Origin of the sequence: Kocuria sp. HSID16901 (genome assembly GCF_003989425.1) — a bacterium.
Lineage (GTDB): Bacteria > Actinomycetota > Actinomycetes > Actinomycetales > Micrococcaceae > Rothia > Rothia massiliensis.
Window position 1 is genome coordinate 13558 of record NZ_RBLM01000001.1, and the last position, 14841, is coordinate 28398.

A 14841-nucleotide genomic window follows, 5' to 3' on the forward strand; every position below is an offset into this window, starting at 1 on the left:
CCCGTTCCTGCGTGTAGGCTGAATGCAAAATTCAACAATTACGAACATCTCCGCACAATAGTGTGCGCGATCGAACTCTCCAGGAGGCAAGCGATGTTGCTTGCAGATGCCAGTAGTAGCATCCCGTTGTCCCTTTCATGGGTCGACTACCTGATGCTTTTCCTTTACTTCGCGACCGTGCTTGCCATCGGTATCGCGGCAAAGCGACGAGTCAAAACCAGCATGGACTTCTTCCTGTCGGGTCGGTCTATGCCCGCCTGGATCACGGGCCTGGCTTTCGTCTCGGCCAACCTCGGCGCCACAGAAATCTTGGGCATGGCCGCGAACGGTGCCGAAATCGGCATGGCGACCTTGCACTACTACATCATCGGCGCCGTCCCGGCCATGGTCTTCCTCGGCCTGGTCATGATGCCCTTCTACTACGGTTCTAAAGTCCGCTCGGTGCCGCAATTCATGCTGCGCCGTTTCGGCAAGGCCGCCCACGCGGTCAACTCGATTGCGTTTGCGGTCTCCAACGTCTTGATTGCGGGCATCAACCTCTACGCGATGGCCATCATCATCGAGGCGATGCTGGGTTGGCCCCAATGGGTCGCCATCGTGGTTTCCGCGGGCTTTGTTCTGCTGTACATCACACTTGGTGGCCTGTCTGGCGCGATTTACAACGAAGTGATGCAGTTCTTTGTGATCGTGGCCGGCCTGGTTCCGCTGACGGTCGTTGGACTGCACCGCGTGCACGGATGGTCCGGATTGAAGGAAGCCCTCATGAATACGGAGGGCGTCAGCAGGCTTCATCTGTCGGCGTGGCAAGGCACCGGAATCGGCGACGTCACGAACCCGATCGGCGCCAACTGGCTCGCCATCGTGCTTGGCCTGGGATTCGTTCTGAGCTTCGGCTACTGGACCACCAACTTCACCGAGGTGCAGCGGGCATTTTCTGCGAAGAACATGTCGGCGGCCCGACGCACGCCCCTGATTGGTGCGTTCCCCAAGTTGTTCATTCCGTTCATCGTCGTCGTGCCGGGTCTGATTGCCGCCGCGACGATCGGTAACCAGTTCGCGGACGGTTCGCTGACCTATAACGACGCGATTCCTAAGCTCATTCAGATGTACCTTCCGTCCGGCGTCTTGGGCGTTGCCGTGACCGGTTTGATGGCATCCTTCATGGCGGGTATGGCCGCCAACGTGTCTAGCTTCAACACGGTGTTCACGTACGACATCTGGCAGGAATACATCAAGCCGAACATGCCGGACGGCTACTACCTGTCGGCTGGTCGATGGGTCACGGCGATCGGCGTCGTGATTGGCATCGGAACGGCTTTCCTTGCGGCTCAGTTCGGCAACATCATGACGTACATGCAGACGCTTTTCTCGTTCTTCAATGCGCCGCTCTTTGCCGTATTCATTCTGGGGCTTCTGTGGAAACGCATGACTCCCGCTGCAGGGCTCTGGGGTTATATCGCCGGAATTATCGCCCCGACGATCGTCTGGATCGCTTACCTCAACGACGAGTCACTCTTCGGCTCTGCGACGGCGGAGACCATGTACGGAGCTATTTACTCCTTCGTGGCCGTGATCGTGGTGTCGGTGCTGGTGACCTTCGTGTCGAAGCCCAAGCCGCTGAGTGAGCTTCAAGGCCTGGTTTACGGTGTGGGTACGGTCGACGTTAAATCCGACGTGGCCGTCGGCGATGCCGTGTGGTACCGCTCGCCGGCCCTTCTTGGTACTGCGGCGTTGGTCCTCTGTGTGCTTCTCTACCTCCCATTCCTCTAAGAATTCGCACTGACTAGGAGAAATACGATGAGCGATAACGTTTCTGAGACTCCCGACCTTGTGCAATTGAGCGAAGGCGAGAAGAAAGATCTCATCCAGTACACCCGACGGACCGACCTACGCCGCATCATTGGTGGTCTCTTCCTGATTTACGGGGTTTTGGTGACCCTGATGGGAATCATTAACCCGGCCGACGACGTCGCGAAGACCGGTGGCATTCACATCAACCTCTGGACCGGAGCATCGATGCTCGTGGCGGGCGTGCTGTTCTTCGTCTGGGATCGGCTTGCTCCGGTTCCGGAGGAGGACATCATCGCCAGCGCCGAGGCAGTCGACATCAAGAAGGCAGAAGGCGAAGGGAAACTGGACTAGTGCCCGGCGCCTATCAGGGGGCCCTTCACGAGATATCCGGCCATGGGTTTACCGCGGCGATAGCCGAGGTGGGTGCCAGCCTGGTCTCTTTGGAGGGCCCCTCGGGGTCCTTGGTGCGAACCACCCCGCCAGGTGGGCCCCGAGAAGGGTGTAACGGAGCAATTCTGGCTCCGTGGCCGAACCGAATCCGGGACGGCAACTACACCTTTGGGGGACGGACCCACCAGCTCCCCTTGACCGAGCCGGAACGCCACAACGCGGCTCACGGACTCGCTCTGTGGGAGCGGTGGAACGTCGTCGAGAAGTCTTCTGACGCCGTCACGCTGTCCTTGGACCTAGTTCCGCAGCCTGGGTATCCGTTCGAGGTGCGCCTCAAGGCCCGGTATGAGTTGGCTGAGGGTGGTTTGGAATGGTCCGTAGAGGCCACCAACGAGGGCGCCGAGCCCGCGCCCTACGCCGTCGCTGGCCACCCGTATCTGGTGGCCGATGGTGGAGATTGCCTGACTCCCGAGGCCCTCGATACATGGAGCCTGAAAATTCCCGCCGAAGAATATCTTGAGGTGGATCCGGAGAGACTCCTCCCCATGGAAGTCCGCACGGTACACGGAACGGAATTCGATCTTCGCGATGGGCGACTGATGGGGCAGCAACGGTTTGACCATGCCTTTGGGGCAATCGCTCGTCCCGGAGGAGGCAGCTTCCGTTGTGAATTGACCACGAACAGCGGACATGGAGTCTTCCTCGAGTGCGGTCCCGCGATTCACTGGATTCAGGTGTACACGGACGACCAGCCGGAGGGAGTGCCTGGTCGCCGGGCCGTCGCGGTTGAACCGATGACCGCGCCGGCCGATGCCTTCCGCTCGGGGTGCAATCTCACGATTCTGGAGCCGGGTGATTCTCACCGAGCCTGGTGGCGTATCGGGCCGATAGTGGGCCAAGTACACGGCTAATACAACAACAAAGCGGCGGCACCGCTGAGGGTGCCGCCGCTTTGTGGTGTCCTGAGGACGTCGTCGTCGGAGTTACTGCTCGCTCGATGCTGGTCCGTCGGACAGCTCGGCTTCCCGACGCTTGGCCTTGTTCCGCTCGCGGGCCACTTCGACGCCGATCGGGATGATCGAGAGGAGAACCAGAGCGATCACGATCATGTCCACGTGCTCACGGATAAACGTGACGTTTCCGAGCCAAACGCCGGCAAACGTCAAGAGGAAGCACCACAGCAGGGCACCGACGATGTTCCATTTTGCAAAGTCGGCGTAGCGGTACTTCGCGATGCCCGCGGCCAGCGGGACGTAGGTGCGAACGATGGGCACGAAGCGAGCGAGGATGAGGGCCTTGCCGCCGTACTTGTCGAAGAATGCGTGGGCGCGATCCAAGTTTGCGTAATTGAGGATTCTGCCCCTTTCCGAAAACAGACGGCGACCGAAGAAGTGCCCGAGCATGTAGCCGACTTGGTCGCCGAGGACGGCGGCGACGGAAACCGATACGAGAAGGACCCACAGGTTCAGGCCCAACTGCTGATGCAGAAGACCCGTCGTGAACAGCAGGGAGTCGCCCGGGAGGAAGGGAAATAGCACACCGGATTCGATAAACACCATCAGCGTGACGAGGCCGAGCACCCAGGGACCCGCGTTGGCAAGAATGTCCTCGAGGTTGAATCCCAACAGGTTCAAGGTCGGTGCGGGGATCGCGTTGAGCATGGAAAGGTGATGGGGCAGATGGCTATCGAGAACTGCGATGACTGACATGCACTTACCTTGTGTCGGAGAAGAGGGGAACGCCGAGGACAGTCTACTGGAGGGAACCTAGGTAGGGGCTGTGCAAATCTTGCCAAAACCCAGCGGAATCCACGATATCCACAGGGTGATCTGTGCCGGACCCTGACTCTGTCAGGATGGAGGCATGAGCATCGCACCCCAGGATTCCGAGCTTTACGATCAAGCTGTCGCCCACCTTCGCGCTCTGACTGGCCGAAACGACGCGCGTTTCCACCCGGGACAGTTCGAATCCATTCGTGCGCTCGTGGAGGAACGAGCACGTGCCTTGGTGATTCAGCGAACTGGCTGGGGCAAATCCGCCGTGTACTTCATTTCTTCACTCTTGATGCGGAAGTTCGGTGGTGGTCCAGCACTGATCGTTTCGCCACTGCTTGCGCTCATGCGTGATCAAGTGGCGGCGGCCGAACGCGCCGGTGTTCGCGCAGCCGCGGTGAACTCGGCGAATGCGACCGAGTGGAATGAGATTCGCGCCGACATCGAGGCGGGAACATTGGATGTACTGCTCGTCAGCCCGGAACGTCTGAACAATCCGCGTTTCCGGGACGAGTGGATGCCCTCCCTGATGAAAAGTTGTTCCCTCCTGGTGATTGACGAGGCTCATTGCATTTCGGATTGGGGCCATGATTTTCGACCGGACTATCGCCGGATACGAGACCTGATTGGCCGACTTCCCTCCAGGGTTCCGGTGTTGGCGACCACGGCGACGGCCAATAGCCGAGTCGTCGCCGATATTCAGGAACAGCTTGGGGTCACGCTCCCCTCTCAAGAACGAGGCGACGCGGAAACCTCCGGCGACCGTGCAGCTTCCGAGAGGCAAGGGGTGTTCACGTTGCGTGGGCCCCTGTCGCGGGCAAGCCTGCGTCTGGGGGTTCTGAACCTCCCAGACAATGCGTCCCGGATCGCCTGGTTATTGGAGCATCTAAAAGACCTTCCCGGGAGTGGCATCGTGTATGCCCTGACCATTTCGGCCGCCGAGGACACAGCCCGCATTCTTGCGGAGTCCGGTTATGTGGTTCGTTCTTACACGGGTCGCACCGATACCGGAGAGCGCGAAGAGGCCGAGGAGGCTCTGAAGCGTAACGACGTCAAGGCATTGGTCGCAACGAGCGCCCTCGGCATGGGGTTCGACAAGCCGGATCTTGGATTCGTCGTCCATTTGGGAGCGCCGTCGTCGCCGGTTGCTTATTACCAACAAGTAGGTCGCGCGGGGCGCGCAACGGAGAGTGCCGACGTCTTGCTTCTGCCTGGACGTGAGGATCCGGAGATTTGGAAGTACTTCGCCACCGCTTCCATGCCCACTCGTGAGAACGCTGAGGCGGTTCTCGCGGCGCTTCAGAACGCTGGTCGGCCGTTATCCGTGGCTGCACTAGAGTCAGCCGTCAACGTGAAACGAACCTCCTTGGAACTACTCCTCAAGGTTCTTTCCGTGGAGGACGCCGTCGAGCGCGTCCAAGGCGGTTGGGAAGCAACCGGTCGTCAGTGGGCCTATGACGCCGAAAGGTACGAACGCATCGCCGAGGCACGGCGTCGTGAGCAAACGGCCATGCTTGATTACGAAGCGGGCACCCAATGCCGCATGCAATTCCTTGCCGACCAGCTGGACGACGACACCGCGGAACCCTGCGGGAGGTGCGACGTCTGCGCAGGTCCGTGGTACCCGAGCGAAATCGACGTGGAATCGTCTCGTCGGGCCAAAAACGGTCTTGTGAAGGTCGGCGTTCCGATAGAGCCGCGGGCTCAGTGGCCGAGCGGACTCCCCAAGCTCGGAATCGATCACAAGGGCAAGATCCCCGAGGCGGAGCGGGTGGAACGAGGCCGTGTTTTGGCTAGACTCACCGATCTCGGGTGGGGCAACCGGCTTCGGGAAATCTTCGCCGCGGACGAGGCCGGCCATCCCATCGACGGCGAGGTTCCGGCAGACGTCGGAAAAGCCTGCATAGGGGTTCTCGCCGAATGGGACTGGTCGCGCCGCCCCTCGGCCGTCGTGGCCATACCGTCGAGATCGCGACCCCAGCTTGTGGACTCCCTGGCCCAGGGGCTATCCGCCGCCGGGCGATTGCCGTACCTGGGACAACTCGAGCTCGCTCCCCAGAGCGAATCCGCCACCGACCGTCGAGGCGGAAACAGTGCATTTAGCGCAGCCAGTGTGTGGGGAAAGTTCCGAGTGGGAGCGGATCTGGCCGCCGGATTGGCCGAGCTTCGGGGGCCGGTGCTCTTGGTGGATGATCTTGTGGACTCGCGCTGGACTATGACGGTGGCCGGTCGTGAGCTCCATCGGGCCGGTGCCGATGGCGTGTTGCCGTTCGCGCTGGCGTTGCAGGGGTGAACTCGTGTGGCCGGCTGCGCCGTACGGGCTCAACCGCTGGACCTCGAATCGGCTCAACGGAGCGTGTCTAGCCTCCTGAAGCGCGTTTGGTCTTCGCCGTCGCCGTGGCGTTCCAAGGGTCTTCCGGCCAAGGATGTTTGATGTATCTGCCTCGGTTCTCCGCGCGAACTTGTGGATACACGTTGGTCCAGAAATTGGTGAGGTCCTGGGTGACGGCGAGCGGTCGCCGCGCCGGAGACAGTAGATGAAGCACCACCGGTACGCGGCCGTCACAGATCGTCGGTCCCGATGCCCAACCGAAGCATTCTTGTAATTTCACGGCCAGTACGGGTGGGCTGATGTCCGGGTCGTGTTCTTCAGGGGCTGGGTAGTTCAGACGGACCGAAGCACCACTGGGAACTGTCAGCCGTTCCGGAACGAGGTCGTCCATTCGGGACGCTTCTGGCCACGGCAGGAGCCCTCTGAGCGCCGAAACCGTATCGGTAGAAGCCGGTGCGGCACCTGCTGCGATGCGGTCAAGTGCCTGGCCGAGCCAGGAATCTGCAGAGGATGCGAGGGTCTCGAGATCGACTCGTGGCCACGGATCGCCGTAGATCGCATGGAGCAGGCCCATGCGTGCCCGGAGCGATTCGAAGGCCGGGGAGGGCGCGAGGAATCGTTCAAAACCCGTGCGCCTGATCGCGTCCCGCACTGCACGACGGCCTGCTTCTGGGGAGGGCGGCCGCGGCGTCGAGGAGAGTTCGATCGCCCCTAGCGCCGCAACCGTACGCGATATGATCCTGCCTCCTCCGCGTGTCTCGGAGAAGGTGGCAACCTCTTCTTCGCGGAGCATTTCGGAGCCGGCCAGCATCGCAGTTTCTTCGTCGAGTACTGCGGCCGCACGAATGACGGGCGAACCATTGACCAGGGCAACTTCGGCCACGGCCAACCATTCCTGACCCGTGAGTCCCGAACCAGGGGGCAGGGCAGCCCCATGGCCGGAGGTCATGAGGTATTCGTCGCTTCCGCCACGTCGTCGGGCGATGCGGTCGGGAAAGGCGAGGGCGGTCACCCATGCGGTGGATTCTTCCGTGGCGCGCTCGCCGGTGGGCTGGGCCTCAACTTCATCCATCAATTTGTCGACCTCGCGCCGCCACGACCCGGACCCTGAGCATTGGAAGCTGCGGACTGATGCCCATAGATCCGCTCCCGGTGCGCGATCATCCGAACCAATGGTGGCAAGGACTTCCGCCGAGGCCCGCGCCCCGACCATGTCGGCACCATCGAAAAGCGCCCTCGCAAGCCGAGGATCGGTGGGAACCTCGGCGAGGCGGCGACCCGTAGCCGTGGCTTGTTCGTCGTCGTCCATTGCTCCGAGGGCTTGCAACAGTTTGCGGGCCCGTGCATAGGCACGCTCCGGAAGGGGATCAGGAAGTCGCAAACCGCGTCCTCCCGGAGCTCCCCAACAGGCCAGATCGAGGGCGGCGGAGGTGAGATCGCTCGTAGCAATTTCCGGCGGCGCGGAGGCGGGCCGGGCGGAAAATTCGGCCGGGCTCATGCATCGCACCACGGTCCCCGGAGCCTCGCGGGCCGCGCGTCCACCGCGCTGAACCATCGAATCTTTAGAAGCACCCACGGTGACGAGGCCGCTCATGCCGCGAACGGTGTCGAAACGCTGCTGGCGATCGAGCCCCGCATCGACGACGAGGCGCACTCCGGGGACCGTGATCGCGGATTCGGCCACGTTGGTCGAAACGATGATCCGGCGGGGGCGCGTCCCGAACCCCGCTTCGGACATGATGCGTTGCTGCTCGGCTGACGGAGTCCGCCCCGTCAGCCGGAGCACCTCGACGTCGTCGGGCACACGTTGGCGGAGGAGAGCGGTCACCTTGTCGATTTCGCGGGACCCCGGGAGGAAGAGCAAGAGGTCGCCGTCGGTCGAACCCAAGTGAAATGCAGTCGTCTCCGCAACGTGCGTCAGAAAACCGGGCGTGACGCCGCGGATGTCGAGGGCGGGCTCAGACGACGGTGCCCACGACTCCGTCAATTCGTGCGTGCGCACTTCGGCCGAAGCGATCCGGGCGGGCTGGTCCTCAGACCCGAGTAAGTCGGCCCAACGCCGTGCATCAAGGGTCGCCGACATGGCAACAACGGAAAGGTCGTCGCGCATCTGAGCGAGTTGCGTGACCATCCCGACGGCGAGGTCAGAGTCAAGGTGTCGCTCGTGGACCTCGTCTAGCACGATGCACGCGACGTCCTCGAGTTCGGGATTGCGGATCAAACGGCGAAGTAAAACACCGGTGGTCACGAACTCCACGCGCGTCGACGCCGAATGCTTCCGTTCCCCACGGATCGTGTACCCGCTGAGCTCCCCGGGGGCCGTTCCCGAAAGCTGAGCAAGACGGTGCGCGGCCGACCGCGCGGCGATCCTTCGTGGTTGTGTGACCAGCACCTTTTTCGGTGCTCCGTCTGAGCCGGCTGGACGGGCTGCGAGTTCCGCCATGAGCGGTGGGATGACGGTGGTCTTTCCAGACCCCGGTGGTGCTTCGACCACGGCGCGGGTCACGGATTCATCTCGCCACCAGCCGGTCATGGTGGGAATGAGCTGGCGCGCGGGGAGACCCTGGGCGATGCGATCGAGGGGGAAGGACTTCATGTCAGGTGAAAGCCACCGAATACGGTGGGTCAGAACTAACCAGGGAGGTTTTCGAAGAGAGCCTTTGCGGTCACGAGGTCTTCCCAGCCCATGCCCACGGTCTTGAACAGTGCCGGGCGAGCGGTGGTGCGGCGATCCTCGGTAACCATCGTCGAGAGGTCGCGGAGGTCGTTCTCACGGATGAGATGGCGTTTGACCGCAATGACGGCGTCGCCCGCTTCACGCATCGCGGTGTCGACGTCTTCGACGTAAAAGGCTGCTCGGCGGGCCAATGCATCGTCAGTTTCCCGGGCGTCTGGGCTATGAGAACCCATCGCGACGACCACGGCGCCGTCCTGCACAGAGTCCCCGTCGAAGAGGGGTTCGCTGGCTGAGGTGCAGCAGGTGATGATGTCGGCGGAGGCGACGTCGTCCTCTGACGCTGCTCGGGCGTTGAATCCTTCGGAGTTGAGGGCCGCGACCAGCCGATCCGTTTTATTTCCGCTGCGCCCCACGATGCCGACCCGGGAAATTTCTCGGACGGCGGCGACCGCACGAACGTGGTATTCGGCCTGGGGGCCGGTGCCGAAGACCAGAAGATCGGTGGCATCGGGGGCGGCCAAGATATCCACTCCCAAAGCGGAGACCGCGGGCGTACGGATGGCCGTGAGAGCGACGCCGTCGATGAGTGCCAGAGGTGCCATCGTTTCAGAGTCGAAGAGGAGGTACTGTCCCTGGATTTTTGGCAGGCCACGCTGGGGATTCTCGGGGGCAACCGTGAGAATTTTGACGCCGGCGTAGTCGCCGTTCTCGCTGGGCATCATGAGGAACTCGCCCCGGTTCAACTCCGCTGAAGTGCGCGGGTGGGCGCGCGAGGGATCGAAACCTTGCGCTAGTGCCTGTTTCAGTGCATCCACCGCTGCCCTCATGGGTAAGTGGGCCAAGACCTGTTCGGCGTTGACGGTACGAATATCGGGAGTCGACAACTCAGACATGAAACCTCCACGGCCCTCATTTCGAGGTGGCCGATGATGCGATGGACTGCGATGCGAGTCTACCCATCTTGGCTCGTGCCGTGTGCGGCGGGACGGAACATGTTAATAACTTCACCGGTCAGCGGAACGGGGCGGCCGGTTCCCTCAAGAGGGGGTGCCGCTTCGTCATGAGGGTAAAGGTTTGGTTGCCCTGACGCGGCGAAGTCCCGGAAAAGGTGGTCAATCTATGGTGGCTGCCAGACCATACCTCAAATATGAATTTTCCCCTTGGCATGGAAAGTACACCTTGTTCAGGTAAAAATAAGACCCCTACCCACCCGGATTCCGGGGCGGTAGGGGCCTTCAAGCTGGCGGTGACGGAGGGATTTGAACCCTCGGTACGGGGTTACCGTACACGACATTTCGAGTGTCGCACCTTCGGCCGCTCGGACACGTCACCAACTTCGGTTACTTTACCGATTCAGCGGGGACTCCTCAACTTGAGGGGCTCATAATCGTAGCCGCACACCTGTTGCTTTGATCACCCAAGGCCTACGCCACGATGTAGCCGTCGACGAGCTTAGACACGGCGCGGGCGGCGTCTTGCGTGGTCCGGGTCGAATGGTTCATCTCCCGGTCCATGGCGAGCATAAACGTCGCGCCGAAAATGGCGACCGCGATCGAGGTGCTGTCCGGCGTCGGGGATAGCTCGTAGGACCGGCGCAGATCCTCGACCAACTCGGTGACTCGATCGATGATGACGCCTCGCTGCTCCGACAGGACCTCGGAATTGGCGACGTCGTTGGGGCGCCACATTTCCGCTACGGCGAGCCTCGCGAACCCGGGTTGCGATTCCAAAAAGCGCAGGGCCGCGATCGTGGCCCGGAGGAGGCGGTCCCGTGGATCCGAGACGTCTTCTACGGCGTCGTCGATGGATTCCAACACCAGCTTGACCCCGTATCGGAGCAGGCCATCCACCATCGACTTCTTGGAGCCGAAGTTGTAGTACACCGTGCCCTTGGAAACGCCCGCCTTGGCCGCGATCTCGTCGACCGTGGTGGCAGTGGGACCCTTCTCGCTCATGATGACCATGGCCGATTCAAAGAGCTTGAGCTGCGTCCGTGACGTCCTGCCGGGTCGACGTTTGATGGTCGACGGGGGCGCATCTTCTACCGTGCGGTGCGTCGTCACAGTTCAACCTCCGGGTGCAGCTTGGCGAGCGTCCATGTCCGACTCTTGATGGAACCGAGGAGGCTAATCGCGACGCCGAGGATCAGGAAGCCCACGAGGATTAGTACCAGCATAGGCACCGATCCTTCATTGATGCCGTAGGCCAGGCGTCGGACACCGGTCAGTGCGTATCCCATGGGAAGCACGTGATGCAGCCACTTGAGCGGCTCCGGCAACGTCTCGTACGGCATCATGCCACCACAGGTCACCAGCTGAACGATCAGCAAGATCAACACCATGAGTTTGCCAGGTGAACCGAACAGGGAGATCAACCCTTGTCCCAGCGCACTGAAGGTCATAGAGGTCAGGAGAAGGAACCAGAACGTCAGCCACGGATGGGTCATTTCGAATCCGAGACCAAAGAGGACGACGGCGAACAGCACCACCGTCTGCGCCACGGATACGACGGCGAACGGTCCCCACGAGCCAAGGGCCACGCGGAAACTCGACGTTCCGGAAGCCAAGGCTCGACTATTGCTGGCCCGCAAGAATTGGCCTGACATGAGCACACCGATCCAGAGCGCCAAGACGATGAAGAACGGCCCCATGCCCTCGCCGTAATTTCGGGCCGAGGCCAGAGAATTGTGGTCGTCCGTCACGGGGTCGGACATGACCGATGCCAGCGAGGATTGTTGCTTTTCGTCGAGGTTGGGGACCTTATTGGTGCCGTCCCGGAGCCCCTTGGTCAGATTCTGCGAACCGTCCACGAGCTGTCCTGAGCCGCCCTGGATCTGTCCCGCTCCCTCGTCAACTTGCGAGGAACCCTGCACCGCTTGGTCGGTGCCGTCGGCAAGTTTCTGCGCGCCGTCGCGAGCGGAAACCTGGTTGTCGTAGAGGGTCTGGGAGCCCTGAACCAGCTGGCCCGTGGATCCCGCGAGGGTCCCGGCGCCGGACTTCAGGCTCTGAGCGCCGTCGTTGACCTTGGTAGCGCCGTCCGCGAGTTCGCCCGTCTTCTGGTCGAGAGTGCTGGCCCCGGAGGAAAGCTGCTGGGCGGCGTCGTTGGCGTTCTTGGCGCCGTCGGCAACTCCTGCGGCTCCGTCGTTGAGCTGGGCGATGCCCCCGGTGAGCTGGGAGATCTTCCCGGCGACGGTTGAGGTGCCATCGCTGGCGCACGAGGAATCCCGGAGCTTTTGCAACGCGGCTGCTTGGTCGGTGTTCTCGACGGAATCGAGTTGACCCGTCGCGGCGTTGGCCACGCGGTCCTTGGTGGCCTGCCCCGACACCGAGGCCACGACCTTGTCCGCTTGGTCTTGCGTCAAAATACCCTGCTTGACCAGCGCATTGACCTGTTCCGTAGTCGCGGATCCGACCTCGGAAACCACCGCGTTGGAGACGTCGCTACCGAGCCGGCCGCTCGGCTCTGAGGTATTCACCGACGAGAGATCGCGACACATGGTGGTCAGATCGTTGCCCAGATTCTGAATGCCCGATTCCTGAACCTGCTGATTCAGGGAGGAGACTCCCTGGGAGAGCTGGCCGGCGCCGTCGGACAGCTTCGATGTCCCGTCCGCGAGCTGTGATGAGCCGCCGGCGAGGGTTGAGGTGCCGTCCTTCAACTGCGCGGACCCGTCGGCTAGCCCCTGGGTCCCCTGGGCGAGAGTCGTGGCGCCGCCGTTGAGCTGCTGGGCGCCGTCATCGAGCTGCTTCGCTCCGGAAACGGCTTGGGCATTGCCGTCGACAAGTTGGTTTTCGCCGTCCACGAGCGAATGTGCGCCCTCATTGAGTTGTTGGGCACCACTCGCGAGGGACGACGTGCCGTCCTTGAGCTGGTTCACAGCCGAGGAGAGATTGACGGCGCCGTCGGAAACCTTCTGAGAACCGTCGGTTGCCTTGGACATTTGTTGGTGAATGTCCGTGAAATTCGCCAGCATTTGCTGCGCGGTTTGGTCCCCGACCTCGGAGGCCACCTGGTCGCGAATTGTCGTTCCGGCCTTCGCCACGATGTTCGTCAGAAGGTAGTTATTGGCGTCGTTGGTGACGATTTCCAGACCCGCCTGCTGTGGATCTACCGTGCCCGGTTTCCCGTTCTGATCCGGAGCAAACTTGGACGTCGAGAGGAGTCGTTGGGTGAAGTCCTTGGGAATCACGATGGCGAAGTCGGTTTCGCCCTTGGTCACCTGGTCCACCGCCGTGTCGCGGTCCGACACGTCGTGCCAGTCGAAATTACCGGAGTCATGGAGCTTGTCTTTGACGCTCTGTCCGGTGTTCATCTGCTGACCATTGGGGCCCTTGCCGCCGGCGTCTTCCATGACGATGGCGCCGCTGACGTGGTCAACCTTGCCGTAAGGGTCCCAGTTGGAATAGAGGTAGATCCCTCCGTACAGCAACGGGACACAGGCCAGCGCAACCATCACGAGCTTGGGGAAAACCCCGCCGGTCATGCGCTTGAGTTCACTGAGGGCGAGTCGAATGGCGGTCACGCGCGCGTCTCCTGAAGTTGCTGGGGGTCAAAGAGCTCATCGAGGCTCAGATCGGTCGGTACATGGGGTGATCTGGTGGGTTCGCCGACGACGGCGCGAAGGCCGTGCCAAGAGTCGCTGATGTGGGGCACCACCGCCACGACGGTTCGGGGATGTTCCTCATCGCGTGCCAGATCGAACAGGGAAGGAAGCCACGCGGAGGTGTGGTTCGCGTGGCGCGACGGGGTGTCGAACACCAAGAGATCGGCGCGTTCATCATGGCGCGCCAAGGCGGTGACAAGGCGAATGCGCTGGTCACCGGTCAATTGCTCATCCCACAGGTCGTCGAGGTCTTCGAGCCCGTTGTCTTCCAGCCAGGCGCTCGCTTTTGGACGCCGCAGGAAAGGGTGTGGCATATAGGAAAGCATTTCGGAGACGTAGTCGCGCACACGCATGTGGCTTTCCATCTCGTTGATGTCGGGGGCATCCACGATCGCGGCGATCTTCCGCAGATCTTTGCCGTCGGGGTTCCCGTTCCACGAGACGACGCCGTCGCTCGGCTTCATGCGGCCGGTCAAGGTGAGAGACAGTGCCGAACGTTCGAGCTGGGTGTTGGCTTGGACGAGGATTATTTCGCCGAGTTCGACGGTAAAGGAGGTCGGATAGATCAGGGGAGCGTGGCGTCCCTTCGACTGAAGGTCGGAGACTTCGAGCACGGGGTTACTCCTAGCGATGAGTCATCTGAGGAAGGCGCCCAAAAGGGACTGAGTGTTCACGTGACGGAACGTGCAGGAGGCCCACGGGGCTATGGGAGGACGTTGTCGACCTTAGTTGAACTGACCGGTCAGTTCTAGTGGCGGAGGGGCCTACGCCTTGTGATTCTTTGCACCCTTCCACTCGGTGTTTTGGAGATCGCGTTGGCCTGCGAAAAACTCACGAAGCATCGAAGCGCATTCCGCGGCCCGGACCTCAGGAAATACCTCGACCCAGTGGTTGAGACGTCGTTCGCGCAGAACATCAAACACCGAGCCTACGGCCCCTGCCTTTTCGTCCCACGCGCCCATGACCAGGCGAGGGATGCGAGCGAGCAGGGTCGCCCCGGCGCACATCGTGCACGGTTCGAGGGTGACGACGAGCGTGCAGTCATCCAGGCGCCACCGGCCCAAATGGGCGGCGGCTTCGCGAAGGGCAATGACTTCAGCGTGGGCCACGGGGTCGCCGTCGGCCTCACGGCGGTTATATCCACGCCCCACGATCTGGCCCGTCGAATCCACGACGATTGCGCCGATGGGTACATCTGCGGAGGCTTCCGTTTTTCGGGCCTCGGCCAGGGCCAATCCCATCCACTCGTCGTGGAGCTGTGGAAAGTGCGTCATGG

General features: G+C 61.9%; 11 protein-coding genes and 1 tRNA gene. 4 read left to right on the forward strand and 8 right to left on the reverse strand.

What is annotated here, in order from left to right; translation table 11 throughout:
• The first annotated feature begins 93 nt into the window (after window positions 1-93).
• From D8M21_RS00070 to D8M21_RS00080, 3 genes are read left to right on the forward strand one after another with little or no spacing between them, the layout of a single operon-like run.
• Complete coding sequence (locus D8M21_RS00070) at window positions 94-1770, forward strand: sodium:solute symporter family protein (RefSeq protein WP_126855549.1); 1677 nt, start codon at window positions 94-96, stop codon at window positions 1768-1770.
• Window positions 1771-1797: 27 nt separating this feature from the next.
• Window positions 1798-2142, forward strand: coding sequence for a hypothetical protein (locus tag D8M21_RS00075; protein WP_065424340.1), 345 nt, complete (start codon window positions 1798-1800; stop codon window positions 2140-2142).
• Entirely contained in the window at window positions 2142-3092 is a 951-nt protein-coding gene (locus D8M21_RS00080; protein ID WP_048683954.1) for an aldose 1-epimerase family protein, read from the forward strand. Before D8M21_RS00075 ends, D8M21_RS00080 begins: the two co-directional genes overlap by 1 nt.
• 72 nt (window positions 3093-3164) lie before the next feature.
• Here the strand turns inward: D8M21_RS00080 and D8M21_RS00085 are convergent, their stop codons facing one another.
• Window positions 3165-3890: a VTT domain-containing protein gene (locus tag D8M21_RS00085; protein WP_238650862.1), complete on the reverse strand. Its 726-nt coding sequence runs from the start codon at window positions 3888-3890 to the stop codon at window positions 3165-3167.
• Between the two features lie 154 nt (window positions 3891-4044).
• On the opposite strand from D8M21_RS00085, the gene D8M21_RS00090 reads away from it, so the two are divergent.
• A complete protein-coding gene (locus tag D8M21_RS00090; RefSeq protein WP_048683951.1) occupies window positions 4045-6246 on the forward strand; it encodes a RecQ family ATP-dependent DNA helicase in 2202 nt (733 codons plus the stop codon).
• A gap of 67 nt (window positions 6247-6313) precedes the next feature.
• On the opposite strand, the gene hrpB is transcribed toward D8M21_RS00090, so the two are convergent.
• The 7 genes from hrpB to tadA form a co-directional block, all read right to left on the reverse strand.
• Complete coding sequence (gene hrpB, locus D8M21_RS00095) at window positions 6314-8881, reverse strand: ATP-dependent helicase HrpB (protein ID WP_126855553.1); 2568 nt, start codon at window positions 8879-8881, stop codon at window positions 6314-6316.
• A 35-nt stretch (window positions 8882-8916) separates the two neighbouring features.
• Window positions 8917-9855, reverse strand: a complete 939-nt coding sequence (locus D8M21_RS00100; protein ID WP_053090052.1) for an ornithine cyclodeaminase family protein — start codon at window positions 9853-9855, stop codon at window positions 8917-8919.
• Window positions 9856-10203: 348 nt separating this feature from the next.
• Window positions 10204-10294: transfer RNA gene (locus tag D8M21_RS00105), tRNA-Ser, on the reverse strand.
• 92 nt (window positions 10295-10386) lie between these two features.
• Entirely contained in the window at window positions 10387-11025 is a 639-nt protein-coding gene (locus tag D8M21_RS00110) for a TetR/AcrR family transcriptional regulator (protein WP_238650864.1), read from the reverse strand.
• Window positions 11022-13484 (reverse strand): YhgE/Pip domain-containing protein, encoded by a 2463-nt coding sequence (locus D8M21_RS00115; RefSeq protein ID WP_048683949.1) that lies wholly within the window; start codon window positions 13482-13484, stop codon window positions 11022-11024. The genes D8M21_RS00110 and D8M21_RS00115 overlap by 4 nt, the downstream gene beginning before the upstream one ends.
• Complete coding sequence (locus D8M21_RS00120; RefSeq protein WP_053090051.1) at window positions 13481-14179, reverse strand: hypothetical protein; 699 nt, start codon at window positions 14177-14179, stop codon at window positions 13481-13483. The genes D8M21_RS00115 and D8M21_RS00120 overlap by 4 nt, the downstream gene beginning before the upstream one ends.
• 150 nt (window positions 14180-14329) lie before the next feature.
• On the reverse strand, window positions 14330-14839 hold the full coding sequence (tadA, locus tag D8M21_RS00125) for a tRNA adenosine(34) deaminase TadA (protein WP_048683945.1): 510 nt from the start codon (window positions 14837-14839) through the stop codon (window positions 14330-14332).
• Window positions 14840-14841 lie beyond the last annotated feature (2 nt).

Excerpts from the sequence above, each read along its gene's own strand:
- D8M21_RS00070 (WP_126855549.1), top strand. The coding sequence starts at position 94 with ATGTTGCTTGCAGATGCCAGTAGTAGCATCCCGTTGTCCCTTTCATGG.
- D8M21_RS00075 (WP_065424340.1), top strand. The coding sequence starts at position 1,798 with ATGAGCGATAACGTTTCTGAGACTCCCGACCTTGTGCAATTGAGCGAA.
- D8M21_RS00085 (WP_238650862.1), bottom strand. The coding sequence starts at position 3,890 with ATGTCAGTCATCGCAGTTCTCGATAGCCATCTGCCCCATCACCTTTCC.
- D8M21_RS00090 (WP_048683951.1), top strand. The coding sequence starts at position 4,045 with ATGAGCATCGCACCCCAGGATTCCGAGCTTTACGATCAAGCTGTCGCC.
- hrpB (WP_126855553.1), bottom strand. The coding sequence starts at position 8,881 with ATGAAGTCCTTCCCCCTCGATCGCATCGCCCAGGGTCTCCCCGCGCGC.
- D8M21_RS00100 (WP_053090052.1), bottom strand. The coding sequence starts at position 9,855 with ATGTCTGAGTTGTCGACTCCCGATATTCGTACCGTCAACGCCGAACAG.
- tadA (WP_048683945.1), bottom strand. The coding sequence starts at position 14,839 with ATGACGCACTTTCCACAGCTCCACGACGAGTGGATGGGATTGGCCCTG.